The sequence below is a fragment of the Ancylomarina salipaludis genome (assembly GCF_004122035.1).
Taxonomy (GTDB): domain Bacteria; phylum Bacteroidota; class Bacteroidia; order Bacteroidales; family Marinifilaceae; genus Ancylomarina; species Ancylomarina salipaludis.
This window is the reverse complement of the sequence record NZ_SAXA01000001.1, coordinates 490,657-512,568: the sequence shown is the minus strand read 5'-3', so window position 1 is coordinate 512,568 and position 21,912 is coordinate 490,657. Positions and strand designations below refer to the sequence as shown.

The following is a 21,912-nucleotide window of genomic DNA, read 5'->3' as shown; positions in this document are numbered from 1 at the left end:
ATCATGAGATCCTAGGTATTTTAGTCAATCAAAATGAATAATTTGATGTTCTGATCTTTGTTTTTGATGAGTTAATCCTCTATAGGTTTAGAACGAAAAGCGCCCCAAAACATTGTTTTGAGGCGCAGGATAAATTGTATGTTGTGATTCTAATACGAACGATCAAATCATTTTATTAGAACATGTAATCCCATACTGGTAGTTGAATAGGCTTGCTGTCAAGAGCTTTGATTGCCTTTTCGTTCAAGTATTTTTTGTTGATAACCACACGGAACATGTATTCACTAAACCATTCATCAGTAAAACTGATGTAGCCATTGTGACCTGAGCTTGTTCCCCATGAGTTTTCGAATTCCCATTTTACAGGTACTTCGTTTTCATCAACATCAACGCCTACAAGAGTCATTGCATGCGATGAACCCGATTGACGTGTCAGGACACGCGCTTTTTTATCCATATCGAATTTAACTCCGAATAAAGATGAGTAATCGTAAGTATTCATATCCATCACACCTGCATTGCGATTATGCTGTTTTCCCACATCACATGAAGCATACATAGCCTGATTGTTTTTGATAGAAGCCATTGCAAATGCTTTGATATCATCATTTGGCAAGTTTAGGTATGTCCAGTTTACACCTTCAGTAAGATTACGGTAGTTCTTAATTTCGTAAACTTTATAGTATTCACGAGTTGGATCGTTCATAATCATTACCATTTCGTTTTTAGCGAAATCTGGTGCTACCAAATTCATAAACTCAAGAGGTGTGTATTTTTTAGCCTCACTTACTTTTCCATCTGCATCTTTATATCTCCAGGTGAAATCTACCGGAGGTTGACCTAGAGAAAGAGCTAAAATTCGATAAACGTCTTTTAGAACCTCGACTTTAGCAGCCTGAACTTTTTTAGAGTTTCCTTTTTTTACTGCTAATTGACGAATTTTGTAGGCTTCGCCTCTTAGTTTTTCTTTTAGGATACGGTTTAATTGACCTGTGTTATTGGAAATTGTTGTTTCAGGCATAATTTCAGTTGGAACAACGCCATATTTTTTAGCTACATTGAAAAAAGAATTCCAAACACCACCATCGTCAACAGGGCTTTTGAAGTATTGAACAACTTCACGATCCCCCATATCCTTATCGGCAGTGGCGATAATATTTTCTAAGAACAAGTTCGATTTTTCGAAGAGATCCCAGAAATAGTTGTAGTTATGCGAAAAGTCAAATGAGCTTAGATTAAGATCTTTAATAACATTTGGGCGAATGGTATTCATTGATGTAAACATCCAGCAACGACCAGAACTTTTTTGGTCGGTGATACCTTTAACGTCTACTCTGTATTTAAAGAAATGGTCTGTTTTACCAATTTTTGAACGATTAAGTGCCAGATCACGAATACTCTTACAGTTTGTTATTGCATTTTGCAAAGCTTGAGTTGAAGCATCAGGATTGAAACTGCTACGTATTTCGTTAAGCGTTTTGCTGTCGATAGCACCTTGTGTTTGTGCCATACCCGAACCTGCAAAAGCAAAAGCTAAAACAGGAAGCATTAAAAATTTAAAATTCATGTGTTGTGTTTTTTAGTTTGTCATTACTAATGAGCACAAACATAAGAAAAGTATGGGATTTTAGGCTACATTGATTTCCTATTTGAGAACAGTAATTGTAAATGCTTTTTCGTTTTTGATAAAAATACGGTTTAGTTTTACGGCTTAATCTTTTTTTCTTTTTGTACCAACCTGAAACTTTCGAAAAAGTCAACCAGTTTTCTAAGTAAATCAGCCCAAAGAGTGAGGAAAAGAAGGACAGTCCCAATCCAAATAACAAGGAGATTAAACCAATAGGTGTCAATATAAAAGTTTCCAATTCTTTTAACGGGTGCATAAAAATGAGCTCGTCCAAATCGTGAATCCGGATACATGAAAATTGGGTCTTTCTTTTGAACGAGACTTTCATCAACTTCAATCATTTTATTGACTTCGGTTCTGTTTAAAACCAAATCGGCTAAAGCTTGATTGTAAAATCTTTGTTTGAAATCGTAAACCCCGTTTCGTCCTAACGAGTCTACAAGATGTGAATATTGGAAATCTTTTTTGTAACTCGATTCACTGTTAAGTCCTATGAAATGAAGCTTAATACCATCAAGATATTGTTTCGTTTTTTCAAGTATATCCAGATTGAAATCCTCAATGTTCAGCTTATGCAAACTTGAAAATGCGTCGAAGCCAGCCTCTTCGGATAATTGAGATATTTCGTGTCTGAGCAGTTGGAAATGTTTTTTAGTTTCCTTTGAATTTTTATCGAATTCGATATTTCTTTCACACTCAATTAAAATTGATTCAATTTTGGGGATCAGAAATGAGCTTTTGAAAGCAGCATCACTCATGCCTTTTTCAAAATCAAAGAAATGTTTTTCAAATTGATTATCCTTAAACTGAGTGACTGCCATGGCTTCGTAAGCCCATCGGGTTGTCATCAAATCCCCAATAATTGGAACATATACCTTATTGGTGATACCACTGTGTAAATCATCGAATTTAATCATAGCACCCCCTAAAAGCAACTGAGGCACCAGAATCAGAGGGATAAGAATATATATCGTAATAACAGAATTTAGGCCTGAAGAGATATTCAGTCCTACCATATTTGAAAAACAGGATGTTGTAAATAAAACAAGCCAAAAAGTGAGAGTCATACCCTGAACCTCGAGGACGTAGTTTCCCAACAGAACAAAACTGATGGTTTGTATGGCTGAGAGAAGAAAAAGGAATGTAATTTTTGAAAAGAGATAGGCATTTCTGGATAAGTTTAGAAATTTTTCTCTCTGCAGGATTTTCTTGTCGCGAATGATTTCTTCGGCACTCACACTTAGACCAATAAACATTGAAACGACAACGGCCATAAACAAAAAAACAGGGTAGTTTTTATTGTCGCCAAATACATAACCTGAAGCAGAGGTGTATTTGGTGAAATAACCTAAAATAAAAGCCAAAAGCGGAGCTTCAAACAGATTGATGATCAAATATTGCTTATTGGTCAGTTTAGAAAGAAAGTTTCTGATCCAAAAGATTAAGAACTGTTTAAACTGATTAGGAATCTTAAAATCACTTTTGGGTAAGCTGTTTTCTGATTTGACTGGTTCAACAGGTGTTGCAATATTTTGTCGGTACTTCTCGTTCCATTGTTTTGGACTTGTTCTCCTTTCGCGTGTAGGTTTTCCGTTTTCATCAATCTTACGAGTTTCTACAATTTGAAGAATCTGTTCCGGATTGACGTTCCCACAAGTTACACATTCACTTTCAGAAGCGTTAACCTGAGAATTTTGTGTTTTAAAATAAACGATGGAATCAATTGGGTTTCCTGTGTAAATAGGATAACCTCCCTTATCCATGATCCAGAGTTTATCAAACATCTTAAAAATCTCGGATGAGGGTTGGTGGATGTTGGCTATAACCAGTTTCCCCTTAAGCGTCTGCTGTTTAAGCAAATTCATGATCATCTCAGAATCAGTTGATGACAATCCCGAAGTGGGTTCGTCAACTAAAAGAATCGTCGGTTCACGCATCAGTTCCAAACCAATATTCAGTCGTTTACGCTGGCCTCCACTGATGAATTTATTCAGAGGGTTACCTACCTTCAGATGCCGAGCTTCGTAAAGTGCCAAATCGTGTAGAAGGCTATGAACGGTTTTCAGAATTTGACGTTGAGTATAGTCTTTGAAACACAGTTTGGCGTTATAATAAAGGTTCTGTAATACGGTTAATTCTTCGATCAAAAGATCGTCTTGTGGCACAAAACCAATAAGTCCCTGAATGGCTGATTTGTTTCGGTGTATCTCAAAATCGTTAATGAAAATCTCACCTCTGTTTAGTGGAAGATTGCCATTAAGAACATTTAAAAGTGTTGATTTTCCGACGCCACTACCACCCATGATTCCAATGAGCTGTCCACTTTTCTCGGATATATTGAAATTGTGAATACCATTGTTCGAGTTTCTAAATCGGAAGATGACATCTTTCACAGTGAAAACTATATTTTCCTGATTGTCTTCTTTTAGGAAGATGCTGGCCAAATCGGAATAATAGATCGAATTGATGTTGGGTCCTTTAATGATTGAACCATGTTTTAACCTGTAGCTTTGACCTTTTACAATTTTGTTTCCTTCAAGATAGAGATTTAATTCGCCCAAATATCGGAATACGATAAGATTGGCAGATGGAAAATATAGACTAATTAATTTTCCATAGAGATTTTCACAGTATAAATGTTTGGTCTGATCATGATTGGTTTTCTGATCTTTTTTCATGAACCATGAAAGATTCTCCGACCATTCTGTAATCTGATTGTTAATAATCAGAAACTTGCTTTTGTCATAATCATCCAGAAAATCTTCTCCGATAATAAAGACAATTGCATTCAGAAATTCATTTCGTTTAATCTTGAAATTTTCGGCAACAATACTAATAAACTCAAATTCGCCTTCACTTACAATTCCATCTTCGTAGATAAATTCCAGTAGACGGATTAAGACGATAAGGCGTTCTTCCTGAATGAGTTCGGATCGAATTTTGATACAAACATTGGCCGCCTCGGACAAGGAAATTATATTGACCGTTTTTTCATGTACACTAGCCTGATATTCCATTTCTCTATGGTAAAATTCATAGTAGTTTAGGAATAAATTCATATACTCTTCCTCATCTTGTGCACTCACATAACGCTTCAGGAAGTTATCAACGATATCTTTCCCTTTGGTGGAAACACCTTCTTCTTTGGCATTGGCTACTATGGCAAAAAGGTGCATCAATGCATTTAAGATAGATTCTCCCATTTTAAGCGTTACTTTTTTAGATTAGATTTTAGAGCAAAAAGATTTAAACTGTGATTTCCGCACAGATTTAAAAATACAATTTATTTGTCAGAAATTTTTAAAGGCATGCAAAAACAAAGCATAAAAAAACTGCAATTCGTTTGAATTGCAGTTTTGAATTTATTGTGAAGATTTTAAATCGAAATCGCTTATTTTACGATAGCTTCTCTTAGTTTAAGAATACTTGCTGTAATCTCGTCAAGCTGAGGTTTTGTCATGCTTCCTTCAATTTTATCGTAACTAGCTTTTAAACCATTGAAATCATTGATTAAAGAAGCAATATTAGGATCCTGAGCCTCTGGCTGAAGAACTTTTAGTAAGCGCTCCAATGAATCTTTTTGATCGTAAATTACTTTTACAATTTCAGGATTTGAAAATGTATTGTCAGAAATGTGAGTTGCAATATACAAGCCTTCAATAAAACTACCACTTACAACAAATAGTGATAAGTTGGCTTTGCCATTCTTGTTTAAGAAAGCATAAGTGTCGTAAAACGAGTTTGTAATAATTTTTATCAACTCTTCTTTCTTATCCAGATTTTTCTCAACATCGCTAACTAAAGTCTCGTTGTATGCAGAAGTGATTTCCAGATTATCAATTATTTTTTTAGATGCTTTTAGAAACAACATGGTTTCTTGTTTTCTGTGGTAAGTACTTGCGTAACTTAAGTCAGCGCTATAAATACCAAGATTTAAAGCTCTTGATTTTTCAGTGAAATATTTGTCTGCATTTTCTGTAGAATTTGAAATACCAAGAATGTAATCTGCTCCAATTCTATTCAACATCGAAGTTAATTCAAAAGTTGTTGGAAGAGGATAAACCACATCTTCTACTTCTTTTGCAATCGCTTTTTTAAGCAAAGGTTTCTCTGTTTGAGTTTCTTTAGCGGCTTTTTTGTCTACAGGTTTACATCCTGTGATATTAACTGCAAATATTAATCCTAAGATTATTAGGCTATAAGGAGATGTTGTTAGTCGTTTCATTTGTTACAATTTTATAGATCAATATATTTTCAAGTTTTCTGTCTAAATTTAGCAAAAAGCCTGTAAATACGAACTGAATTTGAATTATATTTTTTTGATGGCTATTGGCTGTCTTAAGTCGATTTAAAGATTTATCGTTCGTTTTTTTTTATGTTTTGTTAGGATGATTTCCAAAACATCAATTTAGCTCATGTGAATTTTTTGAAGGAAACCTTGTTTGTAGTTATTCCCAATCGGCAAGCTGTTATTACTCATATGAACCATATTACCTTCGATTGATTTTATTTTTGCTAAAGCAACAATATAGGATTTGTGTACACGATAAAATTTTTGAATTGGCAACAATTTTTCAATGCCTTTTAAAGACTGATAGGTGACAATATGTTCTGAATCGGTATAGATTTTAACGTAATCACCAAGGGCTTCGATGTATTGAATACGATCCAAGCTGACATTTATTGTTTTTTTATTGGCCTTTACAAAAATGTATTCCATATCCCCTCTGACTTCTTCTTGCTGTTCTGTTAGTTTTATTCTCTCTTCAGCTTTCTGAATGGCTTGAAGGAAACGTTGAAAAGCAAATGGTTTTTTCAGATAGTCGAGCACATTAAGTTCGTAGCTTTCTACTGCATATTCGGTATAGGCACTTGTGATGATGGTTAGCGGCGGATTTTTGTATGTTTTAAGAAAATTGATCCCGTTCAATCTAGGCATATTGATATCTAAAAAGATTAAATCGATTTCTTCTTTTTTTAGAACATCCATTGCTTCAAGAGCATCACTGCACTTGCCAATCAATTCCAATCCTGAAAGTTCAGCAATGTATTTTTCTAACACGCGTTGTGCTAAGGGTTCATCATCAATTATTAAGCATTTTAGTTTCATGTCAATATCTTTTTCTATCTAAGACTTAGTGGTTAGTCTGATGTGATGGGAATAGCTCACCAAATTAGTCATTTTTTTGAACAATCAGGAGAGTTCAATGTTTAGACTGACTTTGAATGTTTTTTCATCCTTGTCAATCGATAATTTATGTTTATTAGGATAGATGAGTTCAAGACGCCTGATAACATTCTGAATTCCAATTCCGCCATTCTTTTTTTTAGAGTGATCCCAGTTGGGGTCGTAGCTGTTTTCAATAACAAGTTCCATCTGATCATTTTCATCGAAGTTGAAAGTGATGTTTATGAAACTATCTAGCTCCTTTCCGTATAATCCATGTTTAAAGGCATTTTCTATGAATGGTTCGAAAAGAAGTGGTGCTATTTTGTGTCCGTCAAAATGACCATTAACGATAAAATTAATTGGGGTGGTTTCATCCAATCTAATCTTATGCAGGCTAATGTAGTTTCGGGTAAAGTCAAGTTCTTTGTTAATATCGACTAGCTTTTCATTACAATCGTAAAGGATGTAGCGCATTAAATCGGATAGTTGCAGGACGACAGTAGCTGTATCATCTGATTTATCAAGAGCTAGAGAGTAGATATTGTTTAGAGAGTTAAATAAAAAATGGGGTTTGATTTGTGTTTTTAGCACTTTAAGTTCAGCTTCAAGTTTTTCCTTCTCAATATCTTTTAACTGGCTTGATATTTTTTGCAGAATAAACCATTCTCTTGTCAAAGAAAATATGCTGGTAATCCCGACATAAACGAGTGAAAAAATAAAAAAGCCAAACCATTCTGAAAAAAGAAATGATTTGAAACCGTCCTCTTCTAATACAAAACTGTTTAGAGGGTAAATGAGTAAAAACTGTATTAAGAACGCTGAAAGTCCTGCCGAAATAAAGAGAAATGTGAAAAATAGGAAAAAGGATTTTTTTTTGAAAAAGACAGGTAATAAGAATCTTAAGTTGGTGTATACGGCCAATGCGAAACAAAGATTGAAGGCTATTGTTACAGTAATGGTTTTGAATGTGAGTACATTTTTAAAATCACTCGCCACAAACATGGTGAATAGCCAGATAAAAACCGAAACAAACCAAAAAGTAATATGGTAAATGTTTTTGCTTCGGGTCATTAATATTGGAGTTGTCATATAGAATATTTCAAATTGCTGCATGAAAATAAAAAACAATATGCAGTATATAAAACAATTGTCTAAATAAGATTGATTATGGCTTTAGATCAGTTTGTTTTGTTCGATTTTTAGTAGCTTCGTTAGAATCTAATTAATCAATTGATATGTTTAAGAAAGAGCTTTTGTTTTGGAATGTGGATACCCAGTTCGATTTTATGAACGCTGCGGGGAAATTGTATGTGCCGGGTTCCGAGAAGATTTTGCCAGTATTGGAGCATTTAACCTTATTGGCAAAAGAGCATAATATTCAGGTTGTGAACACGGCTGATCATCATTTCCCGGATGCAAAAGAATTGTCGGATTCACCTGATTTTATAAACACTTTTCCACCGCATTGCATGTCTGATACGCCCGGTGCTAACTATATGGATGAAACTCAACCAGAGGAACCTCAGGTAATTCAATGGGATAAGATTTATTCTAACGAAGAAATTGAAGATTTAAGATCTTACAGAAATCTTGTCGTATTGAAAGATGTGTTTGATGTGTTTGAGGGGAATCCCAATACGCAAAAACTAGTGAAGACACTGGCACCCCAAAAAGTTTTTGTTTATGGGGTAACAACCAATGTATGCGTGGATTGTGCTGTTTGTGGATTAGCTAGGCAGAATATTCAGGTTTTCGTTATTGAAGATGCTATAAAAGAACTTCCTAATATTCCACTTCCTTTCGACAAATGGGATGGCTTAGGTGTTAAGCGTATCAAATATGCTGATATTATAAATTATATGTAGGGCTTGATGGGAGTTTTGGAATATTAAGCATTCCAAAGCTCTTTAACCTTTTCGATTTTTTTCTCCAATGGCATAAAACCATCCAACCAATGGATTTCGAATCCGCTGCGCTCCATTTTTCGAAACCAGGTCATCTGGCGTTTGGCAAACTGATGAATGGCAATTTCCAATTGAGAGAACATTTCTTCGTAAGTCAATTCTCCAATCACATATTTGGTTAGAAATTTATATTCCAATCCGTAGTAAATCAGATCTTCAGGACTAACTCCTGATTTGATTAGCCCTTCAACTTCTTCTATCATTCCTGATTCGAGTCGCTCTTTCAAACGAAGAGAAATGCGATTGCGTCTGTCTTCTCTGTCAAATTTGATTCCAATAAGCAATGGTTTTAGCTCAGGATGTTTCATTTCAATTTCGGGATGCGATGCGTAATAGCGCTCAATCTCAATGGCTCTTATGGCACGTTTTTTTGTTTCCAGATCAGAATTGTTGTGAACTGTTTTGTACGAACGGAGAATTTCTCCAAGTTCATCAAGACTCTTATCAAGAAGTGTATCGCGAAATTCCTGATCTTTAGGAACCGAAATTAATTTATAACCTTTAAGGCAGGCTTCGAGGTACATGCCTGTGCCTCCGCAAACAAGAGGGAGCTTATTCCGTTTCTGAATGGCTTCAAAAGCTTCTACAAAGTCTCGCTGGAACTCATACACATTGTATTTGTATCCGGCATCAGCAATATCAATCAGATGGTGAGGGATTTTTTGTCCGTCAATCGTATATTCTTCGATATCCTTACCCGTACCGAGGTCCATGCCACGATAGATTTGTCTGGAATCAGCACTAATGATTTCACCGTTTAAGGACTTTGCCAGGTTGACAGCCAGAGTTGTTTTGCCGGTTGCAGTGGCGCCTAATACGACTAATAGATTGTATTGCATAAGATTTACTTTGTAGTTGGATCGCTACAAAATTACTCTAAGTTTTCAGAATAATAAAAATCATTGTTTATTTTTGATTTTCCATATAAGAATAGGAGGGGCAACTTGCGTTGAATTTAAGGCAATAACTGTTCGTTAATTAATACTAACTTTGCCGGAAGCAAAATACAGCTTGTCGTTTATCGAAATGATAGAGCATTCCTCAATTGGTATTGGGATGGAGTTTAAATAGAATAGAAGATGCAAAAAATTAATATAAGAAATAAGCGTGCCAGTTTTGAATATGAATTCATTGAGAAATTCGTGGCCGGCATTCAGTTGTTTGGAACAGAAATAAAATCGATTCGTGCAGGGAAAGCCAGTTTGGTTGATTCGTATTGTTATTTCACGAATAGTGAATTGTATGTGAAAGAAATGCATATTGCCGAATATCGATTTGGCAGTTATTATAATCATGAAGAAAAACGTGAACGTAAACTCCTGCTTAATCGAAAAGAGCTCGATAAGTTGGAAAGAAAAACGAAAGAATCTGGTCTTTCTATCGTTCCTGTAAGCTTATTTATTACTCAAAAAGGCTTTGCAAAGCTTGAAATTGCCTTGTGTCGTGGTAAAAAGAACTACGATAAGCGTGAAAGTTTGAAACAAAAGGATCATAAACGCGATATTGATCGGTTGATGAAGAGGTAGTTAGCCTGTATGGCCCGTTTTTATTGAAAAAATGGGTGCTTGCGAGTCGGTTTTTAAACGAATTAGTCTATATTTGCAGTCCCGTTTTCGCCAGGAAGCGGGATTTTTCATCTCCAATAATTTAGTAAAAGTCAAGCAAAATAAAAATTGACTTACAGACTGGATATTAACAAGATATCAACAATGTTGATAATTTGTTAATAACTTTCGAACACCCCTATTTTACTAGCTTCAATCTGTTGATAACTCAAATAAACGTTTTGCATTGTAAGACTTATTAACAATTCTAGCAAGCCTACTTATCAACGGTTCAAAAACTTATCAACATTTCTAATTTAGAATAGGATTGAGTTTATTCAGGTTAACTTGTTGTATGAAAATAATGTGTTGATTATCTTATTGTTTTACGTAAGTATCTCATTAGTATGCGGATGTGTTTTCAATATGGAGGTTGTGCTTATTGATTAAATTATTTATTAGATAAAAATATCTTTAATGAAGGGTTGGGGATTTACTTTAGGAATGGCTTTCTGAAAAATAAAAATGCGACCATAAAGGTTAATTTATAGTCGCAAATTATTATTTAAATGCAGTTTTAGTATTCAAAAGTACTCCCACCTAAGAATTCCCTCATGAGTGAATTTTTAGGGATTTCATTGTCAGCAATAGGAATGAAATAACTGAAGAATTTCAATAATCTATTGGCTTCGGAGTATTCGGGCTGATTGGGTTGTACTTGTCTTAATATGGGTTCGGCATGGCTTTTAAGCACCCCGAGTTCATAGGGTAAGGCTGAATTAAACATCACATCAGCGTTTTCCTGATATGGAAAGATATTTCGCTCTTCTCCATTTCTTACACTTGGCCAGCGTTTGATCGTATTTAGAGCAGAGTAACTTCGATAACGGTAATCGCGAATAATTCTGCGAATCAGTCGGTTATCAGTTGAGTGGATACGGTTGTGCCCATCAATTGAGATAGATGTCAGCGCTGAAATATAAATTTTAAATTTGACTTCATCAGAGATTAAAGACGTTAGTTTGGGATTCAAGGCATGAATACCTTCAATGACCAATACGTTTTTTCCATTAATCTTTAGTTTATCTCCATTGTATGTTCGTTTCCCTTTTTCGAATGAGAATTTTGGGAGTTGAATTTCTTTACCATCAAGGAGTTCCTGTAGATTCTGATTGAATAGTTTGACGTCCAGTGCTTCAATCGATTCAAAATCGTATTCCCCATTTTCATCCAGAGGCGTGTACTCCCGGTCTACAAAATAATTATCCAGGGAGAGGTTGATCGGTTCAATTCCGGCAACTTTTAGCTGAATGGCTAATCTTTTTCCAAAGGTTGTTTTTCCTGAAGATGAAGGACCTGCAATTAAAATAATTTTAATTTTTTTCCATTTCTTGCGGATACGATCTGCAATTTGAGAGATTTTTTTCTCATGCATGGCTTCATAAATCTTAATCAGTTCTGAGATCTTTTTTTCTTCTACACTTCGATTTAAATCGCCAACATTTGAGATTTTTAGAATTTTCCCCCAACGCTTATACTCACTAAAAATTTGTAACATTTTTTCTTGCTGCAGAATTTGTTTGGCTTCTGATGGGTTCTTTTGGTCAGGAGGCAAAAGTAACATGCCGTTGTAATAATGCTGCAGATCAAAGACGTCTAATAGCCCGGTATGTGGGACTAAGAATCCGTAGAAATAATCAACTGTTGTGCCAAGTTTGTAAACTGATGTGTAGATGTTTCCCCGGGTTTGAAGCAGATTTGTTTTCTCATGCAAGCCTTGTGACTCAAACAATTCAATGGCTTTTTCGGTTTCCATTTCCTGTCTTTCAAAAGGGAGGTCAGCCTTTATAATCTCAAGCATTCTGAGTTTTATTTTGGCAATACTTTCCTGAGTCAGTATTGTATTTTTGTCTTTAATTCTGCAATACAAACCATTTGAAATAGAATGTTCAACTATAAAACCAGCATTGGGTAATACGTCCTGAATTGCTTTATATAGAATGAAAGTGAGAGAACGCAAATACATCCTTTTTCCGGCAGGATGCTTATAGTCGATAAACTTAACGTTTTTGGGTTTATATATTTCGTAGGTGAGTTCTTTGAGTTTATTATTGACGATTGCCCCTAAAACGGTCATTTTTAGTTGTGACGAAACGTCATCTAAGATGGTCTGCAAACTAGTTCCTAAGGGATAAAATCTTTTTTCGTCCAGATCCTCTATGTATATGCTTATAAGTTTTCCCATAAATTAGATATTTGTTCTTTTTTGAACTTTTAGTTTATCTAAAGATAGTATTTATCAGTTTTGAGAAAACGATTTCTTTGTTAAATAAAATCAAAAAAATGATTGACGATACGTGATGACTTAATTGTCACATTTTAATATGAAGCTTAAATTTTAGTCTTTTTCTTGTTAAAATAGTTTAGCATCAAGAGGCTAAAAGCGATGACCGTCATTCCCAGAATTGAAATCAGATCCGGGTTCTCGTTGGGTAAAATCAACCAGCTGATGCAGGCTCCAAATATCGGGATTATAAATTTCCATGTGTTTAGGTTGGAGACTTTCACCCCCTCTCGTCCTAAGAGTCCAAACCAAATGGTAATTGCCATTGAGGATACAATAGCTAACCATCCTAAGGCGTAATAGTACTCACTTGGGTGAAGTTCCCACTTTGGATGTTCCATTGGAACAGAAATTAAAATCAGCATGAAACCACCTAGTATCATCGAAAACGAAGCGAGGATTCGCGGTGGAATATCTCGTGTGTCACGGGCAACAATCACATTTCCCATACTACCAACAATGTTGTTGAGAACCAAAATCCCAACACCCAGAGGAATTGTGGTGGTTAGTACAAAATCAGCACGACCTAAACTGATGATACAAACGCCCAGCATACCCAGAAGAATTGATGAGATTTTTGATAGGGTCATCTTATCGTTTTTCATCATCAGATGAGCCAATACCGCAGCAAACAGAGGTTGTGCTCCAATAAGCATAGCTCCTAAAGCTCCCGGCAGGTAATTGATACCCGTATAGAACAAGCCGTAGAGAAATGTTGTTTGAAGAAGAGCTACTTGTACAATTAATTTCCAGGATTTGGAACTTAAACTTTGAAGTTTTGTTCGGAATTCAGGAATAAAAGGCAGGATTAACAGACCGGAAATAAAGAAGCGAATCCCTGCAAAGTTAAGAGGTGTTGTGTATTTCAATCCAATTTTTATAGCAGCGAAAGGTGTTGCCCAAAGCAGACAAGCCAGTATGGCTAAAAATGGGGTTGAAAGAAGATACTTTTTCATTCGGTAACTTTATTTGGGTCTATAAAAAATCCCTTCGTGTGAAGGGATTAATTGTTTGATGTATTTTCAAAATGAATGCAGAAGCGTTTAGCCTCTTAAAAATACATTATGCTTTTTTTCGTGTCCGATGGTGGTTGAAGGACCATGCCCGGGGTAAACTTTAACATCATCATCCATAACCAGAAGTTTGGTTTTGATACCGGTGATAAGATCTTCGAAGTTACCATATGGTAAATCGGTTCTTCCAATACTTTCGCGGAACAAGACATCCCCTGCAATTACAAATTGTTGAGCTTCGTTATAGAAAACAACATGCCCCGGTGAGTGCCCTGGAACGTGAAGGACTTTCAGTTCAGAATTTCCGAATCGGATAATATCACCTTCTTCAATGGCATCGCCCATTGCTGGTGGTTCAACAACATTCTCAAGACCTAAGCGAACGCCGTAGTTGGGGGCTTCTGCCAATAAAAATTCATCAGCTTTATGCGCTTTGGTGATCAGACCGAATTGATCTTTCATGAATTGGTTTCCAAAAACATGATCGATATGAAGATGTGTGTTTAATAAATGAACCAGTTTAAGTCCTTTTTTATCAATGATATCGACTAGTTTTTTGCCCTCTTCCTGATAAAAAACACCACAGTCAATAAGTACTGCTTCTCCTGTTTCATCGTATAATAAGTAGGTGTTTTCCTGCCATTGATTAAACACCAAAGTTTCTATAGTAATCATATTTATAAGTTTAGTCATTTAAGTCTCAAATTTAAGTTTAAAGCTTTAATCGGCAAAAGAATTATCTGACTTTACATGAATTGAGAATGTGATTTTATTCATATTTGGCTTTTTATTGAATTTAGGTTTTAAATAAGCTCATCCTCATTTCGTAAAAAATAGCTATTATGCTTACCTTTATAGCTACTGATACATCAAAGAAAGATTGATTTAAAGTCTGAAATCAAAATAAAAAAAAACAAAATCTAAGCATATGAAAACAAATAAGAAAATTGCAGTGGTATTATCTGGTTCAGGTGTGTATGATGGATCTGAAATTCATGAAGCGACACTTTCATTGTATGCAATTTCTAAGAATGGGGGAGAGTACCAAATTTTTGCTCCTAATATCAATCAGCATCATGTAGTGAACCATATTACCGGTGAAGAGATGACTGAGACTCGAAATGTTTTGGTTGAATCGGCAAGAATTGCCCGAGGGAAGATAAAAGATTTAGCTGAATTTGATGCCAAGGATTTTGATGCGATTTTATTTCCTGGTGGATTTGGAGTGGCTAAAAATCTGTGCTCATTGGCTTTCGATGGGGCTGATTGTAAGGTGAATTCAGGTGTTGAAAAGGTTTTGAAAGCTATGCACGCAGCATCAAAACCAATTGCTGCTCTTTGCATTGCTCCGGCTTTAATTGCTAAAGTTATTACTGGTGCAGAGGTAACCATAGGACATGACGAAGGAACTGCAGGAGCAATTCAGGCGATGGGTTCTCATCATAAACAAGCCGGACATGGCGAAGTGGTTGTTGATGCCAAAAATAAAATTGTGACCACGCCTTGTTATATGCTTGATGCTACCATTGCTCAAATTGGAGAAGGTGCTGAGAATGTTGTGAAAACCATTATGGAAATGTAATTTACCCTATACAGAATAAGATGAACTCCCCATCTGATTAGGTATCGGTGGGGAGTTCTATTTGAGATTTGTTTAATTTAATATTGATGAAAAATAGAAATACCAAAGATGTAGGCGGAAATCATATTTACACCTTTATTTTTTCGAATATAGCATTATTTGCAGGCGTCTTTTTCTCCTTGAATTCAGTTTCACAGGTTGGCGCGATTCTTTATTCATTGAGTTTAAATTTATTTTTGAACTGGCTTGTTTATTACGCTTCGGGTAAAAAGAAATTAAAACATCATTCTCAGTATTTTAATGATCTGACCATTGGGATGGGGATGCTTTCTGCTTTTATTTCTTCGGTAATTTTTAGTTTTTTGATGTTGTTTTTATCCGATAACCAGTCTTTTGGAACTTTGATTTTATTCTTTGCCTTTTTAACTCTTTTGATTCAATTCCTTATTATGAAAGCTTATTCATGGGAAAAGGCATTTGAAAAGAAGTTAATTGGTTTTAGAATGACAATTCAGGATGAAAAAGAAGAAAATGGGCAGGTTCTCTATGATTTTCTGAAAGGAAAGGACATGGATGAGGCTTCTGATTATCTGGATAAAATTGGGTTATTCGATTCTGAGGTTGATGCTATCATCAGTAAACACAGAACAGATTGATAATTATTTTTTGTTTTTTCCTGATATTTCTGTTTCAAGCTTGAGGTTTAGCTTGCGTGGTGGTGGTATTTCTCCTTTTTTCATTCTTTCAAGAATTTCTTCAATCATCCAGTCCTGGCCTTCGGGTTCGTATTCTGATTTAAGCGATGTGCCAAACATACTGGCAATAGTTTGCCAGAAGAAAGCCGTGGTTGACCCTTTCAACTCTTTTAAGTGGTAGTAGGATGTGCTCCCGGTTTCCCGGTCAATAAGTTTCATGAGGAGTTTCCCTTGCGAAATCTTTAGTTGCATCAGAGGCTTTTTATAGGCTTTCATTAGCCCCTTATATTCTTGTCGAATTAGTTTTCGTCTTTCTCTTTTTGAGTGAATTTGTTTTAAATCTTCATTGAGTTGATTGATTGTTTGATTAGCCATTTCGGCATAAGGATAAACAATTTGAAGGTTGCGCACAGTTCGCCAATACCGGCGGGAAGATCGGTAATGTTTTCTTTTGGATCGTCTGTGTCCTTTTATCTTAATCTCTTTAAGGTTGATATGAAGATTAGAATCCTGAACCACAACAGCCCTCTGCTTTTTGTCCTGAACAAGTTGTCCAAAGCAATTGGTGTGTTCGCAAAAGATGAAGCTTAGGATAAGTATGAAATATATGTGAACCTGTTTGTGCATCGCAATAAAGGCTTGGGATTTTAATTTGTCTTTTTACGAAAATACGCATTAGATTGCTTTGTAGTTTAAGAAATGGATTCAAAAATTGGAAGAAAGATTTTATAGTGCGTTAATAATATTGATTATGAAACTTTTTAAAACAATCTGAAGCCTGATGGATATTGTTTTACATAGAGGACTAAAATAATCTATATAACAGTAATTTTGCCTTATTGATTTTGTCCTAAGTGTTTAGCTTAGAGTGAAAAGGTCTCTTTGCAGGAAAATGAGCATGAGAAGAAAAAAATCTTTGCTGCAATCCTTTTCAATGCCCTTTATTTTTCTTTCATTTGCAAATTATTAATAGAATTGTACGACAACAAACATCAGTCGTTTAACGACTAGAATTAAAACATAATAGGGCATGACTAAGTACGTAGAATTAGATGTTCGATCAGAAATTGGAGAACTGGAAGGCGTGATCCTTCATACACCAGGATCGGAAGTTGAGAATATGACACCTGAGAATGCTGAACGAGCTCTCTATAGCGATATTCTTAACCTTTCAGTAGCACAAAAAGAATACAAGCAATTGAGTGGATCATTGAATGAAATCACTCAAACTTATCAGGTAAAAGAATTATTGGCTAATATCCTAAAAGACGATAAGGTTAAAGAGATTATTGTGGATAAGGTTTGCAAGATTGAGCCTGAGCTTGCCGTTAAGGGAAACACTTATTGTATTAAAGATATTTTGCTGGATCACACAGCTGAAGATTTGGCTTCGTTGTTGATTGAAGGGGTTACTTTAACCCGAGACAACCTGACTAAATTTTTAAGTAAAGAGCGTTATGCTATGCGTCCGCTTCATAACTTTTTCTTTACCCGTGATGCTTCAATGTCAGTTGTTGATGAGGTTTTAATTGGTAAGATGGCCAATGCGGTTCGCGATCGTGAATCATTGATTATGCAGGCTATTTTCGATTATACGCCAGGATTCAAGGCGAAAACGGTTAACCCAATTGATAATCCAAACATGGACCCTAACTGTATGATTGAAGGGGGAGATGTTTTAATTGCTCGTGAAGATATTCTGATCATTGGTAACGGAACGCGTACGACAACTCAAGGTATTGACTTTATTTTGGCTCAACTGCTTTCGCAAAAAGAGGAGAAGCAACGTCATATTTTGGTTCAGGAGTTACCTGCACATCCGGAATCGTTTATTCATCTTGATATGGTGTTTACACTACTTGATAAGGACAAGTGTATGGTTTACGAGCCATTGATTATTCGTCCAAACAAATATCAAACGGTTCATATTACAATTCAGAATGGTAAGGTTGTAAATATTAAGAATGAGAACAACTTACTTCAAGCACTTAAGAAGCTTGGTATGGAATTGAAACCTATTTATTGTGGTGGAACCAAAGAGCCTTGGAATCAGGAAAGAGAGCAGTGGCATTCAGGTGCGAACTTCTTTGCTGTAGGACCAGGTAAGGTGGTTGGATATGCTCGTAATATCTACACCATGGAAGAGATGAATAAAAATGGTTTCGAAATTATTCCAGCTGACGATGTGATTAGCCATAAGATAAATCTGGCTGATTACGAAAAGTATGTGATTACACTTGACGGATCAGAGCTGCCACGTGGTGGTGGTGGTGCACGTTGTATGACTATGCCTATCCGCCGTAAAGCGGTAAACTGGTAAGCCAAACGATATATTTTAAAAGAAGCCTTGCAGATCTGTGATTTGCAAGGTTTTTCTTTTATAGTGGTTTTTATAAGTTTTATGGGTGTGTTTATTGCTTCAATTTTTCTTAGGTGAAGGTTTATTTAAAGATTGGTTTGTAATGTGAGTAAAGCTTTAATTTTTATTCCAGGTTTTTAGTATTAAATTCGCGCACACAAATAAATATATTAGATTAAGATGAGGAAGTTGAAAAACAGCGAGCTGAATCGCAAGAGTATTGATGAGTTTAAAACGGCAGAGAAAACACCTTTTATTATTGTGTTGGACAATGTGCGCAGCTTAAACAATATTGGTTCGGTCTTTCGTACTTCTGATGCCCTTTTGGTTGAGGCGATTTATTTGTGTGGCATTACGGCGACACCGCCGCATCGCGATTTGCACAAAACAGCTTTGGGTGCTGAAGATTCTGTGGCTTGGAAATACTTCGAGAAAACAGAAGATGCCGTGGCTGATCTTAAGGCTAAAGGCTTTGATGTTTATGCGATTGAACAAGCCGAAAATTCAATATCCTTACCTGATTTTCAGATTGACTCGGATAAAAAGTATGCCTTTGTTTTTGGAAACGAAGTGAAAGGGGTACAACAAGCTATTGTTGATGCTTCAGAATCTTGTATTGAAATTCCGCAGTTTGGCACCAAGCATTCGTTCAATATCTCAGTTAGCTGTGGTATTGTACTTTGGGATTTATTCTCGAAGTTGAGGTTTTAATTAATTTTCTCTGAGTCTGAATTGAAAATTACAGTTCAGACTTTCAGTTTATACATTGAATTCTAAGGTTACAATGGTACCAGGGAATTCTTTACGCGTAAGTTTCGTAAATTTTCGATGCTTGACTTGTTTCCACACGCCATTGCCTGATATAATTTGGATTTTACCATCGTTTTGCTCAATAAACTGACGGATTGTGAACAGGCCCATCCCATTGTGTTTAAATGGTTTTGATGTGGTTCCTGAATCCACAGCCCATTTAATCGCACCCATTCCATTTTGAGCTTTTTTTAGTGCAGAAGTTGCCAATTGCTGCATGTTTGCACCCTTGTTTACGATACTGATGATTAGCTTTTTATTGTGAACCGATACGTAATGCGAAATGAAAACCTCTTTACGATTGCTATGTGCAAAAGCATTTCGGAATATTTCAGCCACACACAGTTCTATTGCCATCTTCAGTTGAGGGTTAAGGGCAACGGCAGGTCGTTCAGGAAAAATTTTATTTTCAAGGTAATCTGTCAACTGTTCTTCGTCAGGACTTAAGAAGAATTGGCACTTGATCAGACTTTTCCAAACATCCTTTTTCATCCCGCCTTTTATCATCTTTTTAGTGTAAAAAAGGTTAAGGATGGAATCCTGAAAATTAATAAGACGGACTTTATTGCGGCGTCTCTCAAGATCCATAATAAGACTACCTATAACTGCAAACAGATTGGATTCAATGAGTTTTGTTTCTTGAAAATTAAATACAATTTCAGTTTTGATCAACTGCTTTGTAGAGGCTTGTAATTCAGTAAAGAATAGATAGCTCTGATAGTTATTCGTTAGTTTTTTAGGGATGTTGATTTCCATATTGCAGATGGCTTGATTTCGATGTTAAAAAAAGACGATACTTCTTCCAGAGTTTATTTATCCAGCTCTTTTATTTCAAAAGTATCATAGTTTACAAAATGGAGAAATTTCAGTGGGGCTAAGATATAAAATATCCCGCAGATCTGCATATGCTTTAGCTAATTTTAGATGGATACTTGTTTAAGTGGTGATGAATGAATTTGAATCAATTGAATATAAACGAAAAAAAAACGGCTCTTTTAAGAGCCGTTTAAATCTATTTTTATTTGAGTTTAATTACTCAACAATTGCTTTAAATTCTTCGTTTTCAAAAACTGGGTAGAATTCAAGATCTGACTTAGCGAAAGCTTTCAATGAAGCATCCTTAGCCGTAGCTGATTTCAAGTTAGAGAAAATTAAGTTGTTGTTGTTAGTTCTTGCACCAACAATTGCTTTTAGGTAATCAACCATAGCGTCATCACTTGTGTTCTTGTTCAATTTCTCAAGAGCAACAGTGTATTTCCCAGCAAGGATATTAGCTAAAGCAGAGTTTACTGAATAACACTCACCAAACTGCTGAGTAGCTAAGTCGTATTGAGCTTTCATAATAGCTACGATACCCAAGTTGTAGTTAACTTCGTTACCTGCACCAGTTGCAGCTCCGAATAATACTTCAGCTTCTGCAATATTACCTTTTACAAGCTCAACAGCACCTAAGTTGTTTTTCACAACAGGGTTGTTAGCTGAAAGTTGGTCCGCTTTATCAAAGTTAGCTTTAGCTTCGTCAATTTTACCCATTCCGAATAAAATCATACCAGCATCGTTATGAGCTCTCCAATCACCAGCAAATTGTTTTTTAGCAGTAGAGTAGATTGCTAATTTCTCGCTAGCTACATCAGTAAGAGTTGCAGCATAAAGCAATTCTTCCACGTTTAATTCAGCAGGATTGTTTTTAGCCAAATCCTTAATTTGATCGTCTGTTTTACCAATGTTGTCAACGTTTACAAGAAATTTAGCTCTTCTCAATTTAGGAAGGATTTCTTTTTTAACTTCTGTAAAAGCAGCAGAAATATTCTTGATTTCTTTTTCACGTACTTCAGGATCTGAGTACATAGAAAGAACACGTAGAATTAATTCTTTATCTCTGATGTTAGATGCCTGCATTAATTTTTTGAAACCATCCCAGTCTTCCGGAGTTACTTTAGATTTGAAGAAATCTTCGTCAGCATAATTAGAAAGTTTTGCTTTCTTCATCGATTTTTTAACATATTTCGAAGAAGACACCTCACGGTTATTAGCTAGTTTCTCATTGAAATCTTCAGCTCCATCAGGTGATGCATAAGCAGAAACCTCGATCCCTTTGTATTCTTTGTTTGCGTTAGCTTCAACAGCTTTGAAGTATTCGCTTAAAGCTTGGATATCTTCGCTTTTCATTTCTGACCAACGAACTTTAGCGCTATTGATTAGGTAATGAAGATCAGCTTCTTTAGTTTCAGCAATAATTCTTTGGAAAGCGTCCTTACCAATAATATTAGCAGGATTGTTTTGTACAAGAGTTGCTGTTGCTTTTACACCGTCAGCAATTTTTACAGGATCAAAATCTAATGACTTCTCACCTTTTGAAGCTGTCATTCTCACTTCTAGCTCAGAAATACGCATCGCTTTATCGTAATCGATAGATCCCTTGTATGTAATGGTTTTACCTGTTTCGTAAGGTACTACCGTTGCATTGCCCTGAACCTTTTCACCTTGAAGTGTTTGAGGAGCAAACGCTTTTTCGCCACCATCGTACTTTAATACAGGAGTTGCTACTAAAGTTACATTCTTGTTGAAATAGTTAGCTGGTATTCTTACGCTAACCTCAACATCAACTTTTTGAGCGTGAGCTTCAAGAATTTCAGGAGTCACATTGTAATCAATGTTACTTGCATTTTTTTTCATCTTACTCATTCCGGCACAACCAGAAAGTAAGGCACCTGCTAGTAGCATAGCTGCTACGTGATTAAGCTTGATTTTTTTCATGATAATAACTTAAATATGTTGTTGTAATTAATTAAAAACGGACATGT

General features: G+C 35.6%; 18 protein-coding genes. 6 read left to right on the top strand and 12 right to left on the bottom strand.

Translation table 11 applies throughout. From position 1 onward, the window contains the following. Positions 1 to 175 precede the first annotated feature (175 nt). From EO244_RS02125 to EO244_RS02105, 5 genes are all read right to left on the bottom strand, one after another. Positions 176 to 1,567 (bottom strand): C1 family peptidase, encoded by a 1,392-nt coding sequence (locus EO244_RS02125; protein ID WP_206734444.1) that lies wholly within the window; start codon positions 1,565 to 1,567, stop codon positions 176 to 178. A gap of 137 nt (positions 1,568 to 1,704) precedes the next feature. Further along, a complete protein-coding gene (locus EO244_RS02120) occupies positions 1,705 to 4,830 on the bottom strand; it encodes an ATP-binding cassette domain-containing protein (RefSeq protein WP_129252458.1) in 3,126 nt (1,041 codons plus the stop codon). 188 nt (positions 4,831 to 5,018) lie between these two features. Continuing rightward, entirely contained in the window at positions 5,019 to 5,852 is an 834-nt protein-coding gene (locus tag EO244_RS02115; RefSeq protein WP_129252456.1) for a hypothetical protein, read from the bottom strand. A 183-nt stretch (positions 5,853 to 6,035) separates the two neighbouring features. Then, positions 6,036 to 6,737, bottom strand: a complete 702-nt coding sequence (locus EO244_RS02110) for a LytR/AlgR family response regulator transcription factor (protein ID WP_129252454.1) — start codon at positions 6,735 to 6,737, stop codon at positions 6,036 to 6,038. A gap of 84 nt (positions 6,738 to 6,821) precedes the next feature. After that, positions 6,822 to 7,886, bottom strand: coding sequence for a sensor histidine kinase (locus tag EO244_RS02105; protein WP_164977387.1), 1,065 nt, complete (start codon positions 7,884 to 7,886; stop codon positions 6,822 to 6,824). A gap of 146 nt (positions 7,887 to 8,032) precedes the next feature. Between EO244_RS02105 and EO244_RS02100 the strand changes: the two genes are divergently transcribed. Beyond that, positions 8,033 to 8,662, top strand: coding sequence for a cysteine hydrolase family protein (locus EO244_RS02100; RefSeq protein WP_129252450.1), 630 nt, complete (start codon positions 8,033 to 8,035; stop codon positions 8,660 to 8,662). 23 nt (positions 8,663 to 8,685) lie between these two features. On the opposite strand, the gene miaA is transcribed toward EO244_RS02100, so the two are convergent. Next, positions 8,686 to 9,600 carry a tRNA (adenosine(37)-N6)-dimethylallyltransferase MiaA gene (gene miaA / locus EO244_RS02095; RefSeq protein WP_129252448.1) on the bottom strand — a complete coding sequence of 305 codons (915 nt, stop codon included), beginning with the start codon at positions 9,598 to 9,600 and terminating at the stop codon, positions 8,686 to 8,688. A gap of 240 nt (positions 9,601 to 9,840) precedes the next feature. Between miaA and smpB the strand changes: the two genes are divergently transcribed. Then, positions 9,841 to 10,287, top strand: a complete 447-nt coding sequence (gene smpB, locus EO244_RS02090) for an SsrA-binding protein (RefSeq protein ID WP_129252446.1) — start codon at positions 9,841 to 9,843, stop codon at positions 10,285 to 10,287. A 595-nt stretch (positions 10,288 to 10,882) separates the two neighbouring features. Here the strand turns inward: smpB and EO244_RS02085 are convergent. The 3 genes from EO244_RS02085 to EO244_RS02075 all read right to left on the bottom strand — a co-directional run bounded on the left by EO244_RS02085 (position 10,883) and on the right by EO244_RS02075 (position 14,337). Beyond that, on the bottom strand, positions 10,883 to 12,550 hold the full coding sequence (locus EO244_RS02085) for a nucleoside kinase (protein WP_129252444.1): 1,668 nt from the start codon (positions 12,548 to 12,550) through the stop codon (positions 10,883 to 10,885). 146 nt (positions 12,551 to 12,696) lie between these two features. After that, positions 12,697 to 13,605, bottom strand: a complete 909-nt coding sequence (locus EO244_RS02080) for a DMT family transporter (RefSeq protein WP_129252442.1) — start codon at positions 13,603 to 13,605, stop codon at positions 12,697 to 12,699. An 87-nt stretch (positions 13,606 to 13,692) separates the two neighbouring features. Further along, entirely contained in the window at positions 13,693 to 14,337 is a 645-nt protein-coding gene (locus tag EO244_RS02075) for an MBL fold metallo-hydrolase (protein WP_129252441.1), read from the bottom strand. Between the two features lie 253 nt (positions 14,338 to 14,590). On the opposite strand from EO244_RS02075, the gene elbB reads away from it, so the two are divergent. Further along, complete coding sequence (gene elbB / locus EO244_RS02070) at positions 14,591 to 15,244, top strand: isoprenoid biosynthesis glyoxalase ElbB (protein ID WP_129252439.1); 654 nt, start codon at positions 14,591 to 14,593, stop codon at positions 15,242 to 15,244. Positions 15,245 to 15,330: 86 nt separating this feature from the next. Further along, the gene (locus tag EO244_RS02065) at positions 15,331 to 15,900 is read left to right on the top strand and encodes a hypothetical protein (protein ID WP_129252437.1); all 570 of its coding nucleotides are present in this window, start codon (positions 15,331 to 15,333) and stop codon (positions 15,898 to 15,900) included. 3 nt (positions 15,901 to 15,903) lie between these two features. On the opposite strand, the gene EO244_RS02060 is transcribed toward EO244_RS02065, so the two are convergent. Beyond that, entirely contained in the window at positions 15,904 to 16,566 is a 663-nt protein-coding gene (locus EO244_RS02060) for a DUF4294 domain-containing protein (protein ID WP_129252435.1), read from the bottom strand. Between the two features lie 403 nt (positions 16,567 to 16,969). On the opposite strand from EO244_RS02060, the gene EO244_RS02055 reads away from it, so the two are divergent. Together EO244_RS02055 and EO244_RS02050 are read left to right on the top strand one after the other, a co-directional pair. Continuing rightward, positions 16,970 to 18,259, top strand: coding sequence for an arginine deiminase (locus EO244_RS02055; protein ID WP_129252433.1), 1,290 nt, complete (start codon positions 16,970 to 16,972; stop codon positions 18,257 to 18,259). Between the two features lie 219 nt (positions 18,260 to 18,478). Beyond that, entirely contained in the window at positions 18,479 to 19,009 is a 531-nt protein-coding gene (locus tag EO244_RS02050) for an RNA methyltransferase (protein ID WP_129252431.1), read from the top strand. Between the two features lie 48 nt (positions 19,010 to 19,057). Here EO244_RS02050 and EO244_RS02045 read toward each other — a convergent pair whose 3' ends face one another. Together EO244_RS02045 and EO244_RS02040 are read right to left on the bottom strand one after the other, a co-directional pair. Continuing rightward, positions 19,058 to 19,864: an ATP-binding protein gene (locus EO244_RS02045; RefSeq protein ID WP_129252430.1), complete on the bottom strand. Its 807-nt coding sequence runs from the start codon at positions 19,862 to 19,864 to the stop codon at positions 19,058 to 19,060. 276 nt (positions 19,865 to 20,140) lie between these two features. After that, positions 20,141 to 21,865, bottom strand: a complete 1,725-nt coding sequence (locus EO244_RS02040) for a tetratricopeptide repeat protein (RefSeq protein WP_129252428.1) — start codon at positions 21,863 to 21,865, stop codon at positions 20,141 to 20,143. Positions 21,866 to 21,912: the final 47 nt, after the last annotated feature.